Genomic DNA, 7,222 nt, shown 5'->3' with positions numbered 1-7,222 from the left:
CGGGTAATCACGTTCTCACCGCTGGTCTTGTCTTCTGCTGTCGCAGCATCAGCACCACCCACGATGTTTAACTTATCACCCAACTTACGATGAACGTCCTTACCTGCATTACCTGCAAAGTTTAGACCTTTGTTTTCCAACTCAGTCTTGGTGTTGTTGATCGTGTTGTTGATCGTGTTGTTTAATTCAGTCTTGGTATCTGTAATCTGATTAGTTAACTGATCTTTAGTATTCGTGATCTGGTTACCCAAGTCTTTTTTCGCATCATCTAGATTCTTATTGGTATCAGTAATCTGATTACCTAAATCTTTCTTAGCATCATCTAACTTGTTGTTGGTATCTGTGATCTTGCCATCTAAACCATCTTTAACGTTGGTTAACTGATCAACATTGACTGCATCTTTACCATCTTTACCATCTGCAACATTGCTGATGACTTTATTACCTGCATTAATGCCATTTTTGGTGATGCTTGGGCCATCTTTAATGGTTAAGCCATTGTTGTTTAATATGCTGTCGCCAGTGGTAATGCTGTCGAACTTCGCATCTTTCAACAATTCAATCTTGATGCCATCTTCGGTGGTACGGGTAATGACGTTCTCACCACTGGTTTTGTCTTCCGCTGTCGCAGCATCCGCTCCACCCACGATATTTAACTTATCACCCAACTTACGATGAACGTCCTTACCTGCATTACCTGCAAAGTTTAGACCTTTGTTTTCCAACTCAGTCTTGGTGTTGTCAATCTTGGTATTTAGTTCTGTTTTGTTGTTGTTGATCGTGTTGTTTAACTCAGTCTTGGTATCTGTGATCTGAGTCGTTAACTGATCTTTAGTGTCATTTAACTTGTTGTTGGTATCCGTAATTTGGTTACCCAAGTCTTTTTTCGCATCATCCAACTTGTTGTTAGTATCGGTGATTTGATTACCTAAATCAGTTTTCGTAGCATCAATTTTTTGATCTAAATTGTTAATATTTTGAGTATTTTGATTTACACGAGTATCAACGTTCTTCAACTGACGTACGGTAACTGCATCAGAATCAACCGAACCATCTTCAACATTAGTAATACGGCGCTCTTTGCCAGCGGAACCAACAGAAACCACACCATTTGACATCGAAGCATCGCGATTCGTCAGGAATGAACTTCCTGTTGCTTCAGTTGCGATAGCATCTTGGCCCAATGCAACACTGTTTTCAGCTTCAACTCGGCTACGCGCACCTAATGCAACACCACCAACAACCATTGATTGTGCACCTTGACCGACTGCTACTGCATTTTCTTGATCTGCAATTGCACCACCACCAATTGCAGCAGAGTTCTTACCTGTTGCTTTTGCTCCACCGCCGACGGCAGCAGCATTTTCATTGCTTGCCTCAGCCCCTTTACCAATTGCAGCAGCACTGTCACCCGTTGCTTTCGCACCACTACCAACAGCAGCCGCACCATTACCAGTAGCGGTTGCACCTTCACCTGGTTTATTACCAGAACCAATTGCAGTCGAATTTGTACCAGAAGCAACTGAGTTAATACCCATCGCTGACGCGCCATCACCTGTTGCTTGAGAAACAGCACCAAATGCCGCAGCACCTTTACCAGAGGCATTCGACATGACACCAAAAGCTGATGACGCATCACCTGTCGCTTTAGATGTCATACCAAATGCTGATGCAAATGCACCAGTACCCACAGCTTGAACACCAACCGCTGTTGAACCATGGTTGGTTTCTGTTGTTGGATAACGGCCAGATTTAAGCACACCACCTGTAATTTCAGTATAGGTTTTACTTAACTCGGCATCTTGAGCAATTTTATCAACGTCATCTCCACCAATCGCAACCGATGAGTTACCACGCGCAACCACATCGGCACCGATCGCAATGGATTGATCACCAACAGCCTTTGTCTGATCACCAATGGCAATCGATTGATTACTATAGCTTGTTGCCGTGCCTGCAGCTCCCTTTGTTGAAGCATTACGGCCAATTGCAACATCACCACTACCCACGGTTTCACTTGCGTTACCTACAGAAACCGCACCAACTCCTGCACCTTTCGCTTGTGACCCAACCACAACGGCATCATGACCTGTCGCACTTGCGCTTACGCCTACAGCAATCGAGTTACGACCTTTTGCACCGTCATTTTCATAATTACCGCCCTGTACCCCATTATCATTTACACTCACGTAATGTGTACGAGCTGCTTTTAACTGACCTACAGTTGCAGCATCAGAATCTACTGCACCGTCTGCTACATTTTGAATCCGGCGTTCAGCACCAACATCACCTACAGATAAAACACCTGTTGGCGCAGCTTGTTTAGTTAAAAAACTATTTCCCGTTGCTTGTGTTGCTTTTGAATCTTTACCTAAAGCAATACTGTTTTCAGCTTCTGAACGTGCGCCTTTACCAACAGCAACACCGCCATCGAAAGTTGTTTCTGCTTGATCACCAATAACAACCGCATTATCTTTTTTAGCTTTTGCACCTGTACCAATTGCAACTGATTTTGCACCTGTAGATTCAGAGAATGCACCAATCGCTAACGAGTTTTCTTGTGTTGCAACCGCACCACCACCAAATGCGATCGAATCTTTACCTGTCGCTTTAGTTGCCATTTTTGATTGATATTCAGCACCTGCTTGGCCCGCTACTGAACCTGCATTTTCAATATCAGGTGAACCAATTGCAATTGCGCGATAGCCTTCTGCTGTTGCAGAATGACCAATTGCTAAAGACCCTTTACCTGTTGCAGCAGCAACATTACCAAGTGCTTGTGCATAATCTGCTGTTGCTGCTGATTGGCGACCAATTGCTAAAGATGTATTCCCAGTTGAAAGTGCGGCTGTACCAATTGCAACAGCAGCAATACCTTTCGTTGTTGCATAAGAACCAATGGCTGTACCAAAATTCTGTTCAACAGTTGAACCGGTACCAACGCTGACTGAACCCCCTTGTTTCATTGCACCTGCAAATGCACCCGTTGAATTATTGTAGGGGTTTTGACGATTTGCGATATTTGAATTACCACTTCCTTGAGTTTGTGCGCCACATCCAATTGCAATATCCCTGTTCCCAGAAGTGCTTGCAGCCCCTTCAGCACATCGATTTCCAGAAATAGAGGTTCCAGATCCTGTACCACCCTCAATATTCGTTGCTGCAAAAGCCGCAGGGGAAAAACTAATTGCCCCAGCTAAAATAGCAGCTGACAAATTGAGAACATTAGATTTAGTTTTTGTTTTACTTTTTGCAAGTTCAGACGTTGCAACCCATGCGCCAATCGATGCATTCCAAACCACTTTATAGACTTTATTCATAAAAATTCTCAGATCATTACAACAGTTATTGATGGTCTAAAAATGCCAATAAGCATTTTTAGTTTCGGTGCCAAAAAAGAGTCGCGGATGCTAATAAAATCGAGTAAATTGGTAAAGATTAAGTAAATATTTTTATTAAAAATATGAGACTTATTTCTCACATTAATACACAAAACAAATAATCAAATACATGATTTAAATCACAAAAATATAAAAATGTTTTATTTTGTTCTGCTTTTGTTTTATTTTATAAAGAACATGAAAGATAGAGTAATTACTCCATAATAAATAATAAAAAATTATTCAATATCTAAAATTCACATTAATTATTGGAATAAATTATCAAAATTACACTTGTTAGAAAAAATACAAATAAATCTACGAGTTTGAAATTTTACTTATAAATAACAGGATCTTTGATTTTAGAGTTTATTGAATAAATCAAGTATGATTGCTTCTATTCAGGATTAGTTTTGAAACCTTATGAGCCCTACCTTAAACTCATTAAGAAAACAACTTCGTTCAAAAAGAAGACAACTCTCTATTTATGAGCAAAATAAAGCTGAACAACAGGTTCTGGTTCGACTTAATCACTTTCCTCGATTTAAAGCTGCAAAAAAAATTGGCCTTTATCTAGATGCCTTTGGTGAAGTTCATACCAATAAAATTATCAAGCTTTGTTTTCAACGGAATAAACAAGTCTATTTGCCCATGATTTGCAATATGAATCAAAATTTGATCTGGATCAGAGTAAGCGCAACACAATATTTAAATAAACGTTTTTCCCATCATCCACTTGGCATGAAAGAACCGATGGCAAGTCGCGGTCGCCATGTTTCACACTTAGATTTGCTCATCATGCCTTTATTGGCTTGTGATAATGAAGGAACACGAATCGGTATGGGAGGGGGCTACTATGATCGGACACTCGCGACGGCGACGCATTCCCCTTATCGTCTTGGTCTCGCACATGACTTTCAATATGTAGATCACCCCTTATCAAGACAAAAGTGGGATCAACCTTTGGATGGATTGCTTAGTCCTAAAAAGTTGTATCATTTCAAACGTTAGCACTCTGTTTTTCTTATTTCCGCAATCAATCTTGAGTAATTTAGTCTTTTTTTTATATTTTCTAATCAAAACCCCTTGTATTTTTTGAAATGCACATCACTATAAAAAACATGGCAACACCGTTGTCACTCATTAGGAGTGCCCATGTCTGAATATATTTTAAACAATGAAACTAGCTTAGAGCCACAGGTTCCAAGTGTATTACCACTCTTAGCATTACGTGATGTTGTGGTCTATCCACATATGCAAATCGCGCTATTTGTGGGTCGTGAAAAATCGATCAATGCAGTGGATGTGGCTCGTAACAGTGACAATTTAGTATTTGTAGTTGCGCAAAAAGATTCGCTCACAGAAGAAATTGATCACGATAATCTTTATCAATATGGAACTGTGGCTAAAATCGTACAAGTTGTGAATCATGAGAATGATGAAAACTGTATCAAAGTACTGATTGAAGGCCTGCATCGTTCGAAACTCGAACGCATTATTGATGGTGAAGAATACTTAACAGCTGAGCATCATTTAAGCCCAATGACATTGCCTTTGGACCAAGAGACCCAAGAGACTCGCTTAAATGAATTACGTACCCTGTTCGCTCAATATGCAGAAGCGAAATTACGTAATGCACGTGAACTCGTTGCAGCAGCAAATAAAATCGAAGACTTATTGCAATTGATGTTCTTCGTTGCAACTCGTGTGCCTTTAAATATTGAAGTAAAACAAAAGTTTTTAGAGCACGACGAGTTTGAAGCTCACTTGCAAGAGTTAATGAGCTATTTGATGAATCAGTCTGCTGAACAGCAAATTGAGCAAACGTTGCATGACAGTGTAAAACGTCAAATGGAAAAGAACCAACGTGAATACTTTCTAAATGAAAAAATGAAAGTCATTCAACGTGAACTTTCCGATATGAATGGCGGTGCTGAAGATGACGTTGCTGAAATTGAAAAACGTCTTGCAGAAGCAGATTTACCTGAACACGTACGCAAAAAAGCTGAAGCTGAGTTTCGTAAACTTAAAGCAATGCAACCTGCTTCGAGCGAAGCCGCTGTTGTTCGCAACTATCTAGAAGTGATTTTAGATACACCTTGGAATAAAGCGAGCAAAGTCAGCATTAACCTTGCTAAAGCACAGGAAATTCTAGATACCGATCATTACGGCTTAGATGATGTAAAAGATCGTATTGTTGAATATTTGGCTGTTCAGTCTCGTGTTAAAAAACTCAAAGGTCCGATCCTCTGTTTGGTTGGTCCTCCGGGTGTGGGTAAAACCTCTCTTGGTGAATCTGTGGCAAAAGCAACAGGTCGTGAGTTTGTCCGTATGGCACTGGGTGGTGTACGTGATGAAGCTGAAATTCGTGGTCACCGTCGTACCTATATCGGTGCGATGCCAGGTAAAATCGTGCAATCGTTGACAAAAGTTGGTGTTAAGAACCCATTGTTCTTGCTCGACGAAATTGACAAGATGGCGCAAGACTACCGTGGCGATCCAGCTTCTGCATTGCTTGAAGTACTTGATCCATCACAAAACAGCAAGTTCAATGACCATTACTTAGATCTTGATCTTGACCTTTCAGAAGTCATGTTCATCTGTACAGCAAACAGTATGAATATCCCTGAAGCCTTGCTGGATCGTATGGAAGTGATTCGTCTTCCGGGTTATACCGAAGATGAGAAAGTGAATATCGCTGAACGTTACCTTGTTCCAAAAGCAATAAAGAACAATGGTCTACGTGCAAAAGAATTGACTGTTCATGAAGAAGCAATCCGTGACATCGTACAACGTTATACTCGTGAAGCAGGTGTTCGTAGTTTAGAACGTGAAGTGTCAAAAATTGCACGTAAAGTTGTGAAAGAAGCGGTCAGTAAAAAGTCGAAGAATTTACAGATTGACGTTACTTCTGCAAATCTTCCAGAATACTTAGGTCCACATAAATTTGACTTTGGTATTGCCGAAGATGAAGCACAAGTGGGTCGTGTAAATGGCTTAGCTTGGACATCTGTCGGTGGTGAATTACTTACCATTGAAGTTGCAGCTGTAAAAGGTAAAGGTAAATTCATTACGACGGGTTCACTCGGTGATGTAATGAAAGAGTCAATTACCGCAGCAATGACTGTTGTACGTACCCGTGCTGATGAACTCGGTATTGAATCATCACGTTTTGAAGAAACTGATGTTCATGTTCACTTACCTGAAGGTGCAACACCAAAAGATGGCCCATCTGCTGGTTTGGCACTCACAACTGCACTTGTATCGGCATTTACAGATATTGCGATTCGTCCAGATATCGCCATGACAGGTGAAACAAGTCTTGGTGGCCGTGCGATGCGTATTGGTGGCTTAAAAGAGAAACTTCTTGCAGCCCACCGTGGTGGAATTAAACTGGTTTTCATTCCACAAGATAATGTTCGTGATTTGGCTGAGATTCCAGATAATGTCAAAGAAGGCTTAGAAATTAAAGCTGTGAAAAGCATTGATGACATCCTACCTTTAGCATTGACGGATACACCAAAGCCTTTGCCGAAAACACCGATTGTGAAACCAGTCGAAGATGCAAAAGCGGCACGTCACTAATCTGCTAAATAGTTGAAAATAAAAAGAGAGCTTCGGCTCTCTTTTTTTGTTACACAATATGGTTGAAAAATAACCAACATACGGCATAATAAAATAGAGTCGATAAAAACAAAGGCTAAATTTGACTCATGAACTCATTTTAGCGCCATCCGAACTCCAGACGGATGGCACTTTGATCGCAGCTCATACGCGTTTTGAGCTGCGTTTTTTATGAGTACTCTATCGCTGTTTTTTGTATTTTTTATGACAAGATAAAT

3 protein-coding genes are annotated in these 7,222 nt (G+C 40.6%); 2 read left to right on the top strand and 1 reads right to left on the bottom strand.

Annotated elements, in window-relative coordinates:
• On the bottom strand, positions 1-3,320 hold a 3,320-nt coding region (locus F909_RS18560), incomplete at its 3' end, for an ESPR-type extended signal peptide-containing protein (RefSeq protein ID WP_005145204.1).
• A gap of 483 nt (positions 3,321-3,803) precedes the next feature.
• Here F909_RS18560 and F909_RS18565 point away from each other — a divergent pair.
• Both F909_RS18565 and lon read left to right on the top strand, forming a co-directional pair.
• Positions 3,804-4,391: a 5-formyltetrahydrofolate cyclo-ligase gene (locus F909_RS18565; protein ID WP_005145203.1), complete on the top strand. Its 588-nt coding sequence runs from the start codon at positions 3,804-3,806 to the stop codon at positions 4,389-4,391.
• Positions 4,392-4,535: 144 nt separating this feature from the next.
• Positions 4,536-6,965, top strand: coding sequence for an endopeptidase La (lon, locus tag F909_RS18570; RefSeq protein ID WP_005145202.1), 2,430 nt, complete (start codon positions 4,536-4,538; stop codon positions 6,963-6,965).
• Positions 6,966-7,222: the final 257 nt, after the last annotated feature.

The sequence above is a fragment of the Acinetobacter sp. ANC 3929 genome, assembly GCF_000369405.1.
Lineage (GTDB): Bacteria > Pseudomonadota > Gammaproteobacteria > Pseudomonadales > Moraxellaceae > Acinetobacter.
This window is presented reverse-complemented; position numbering and strand designations above follow the sequence as displayed.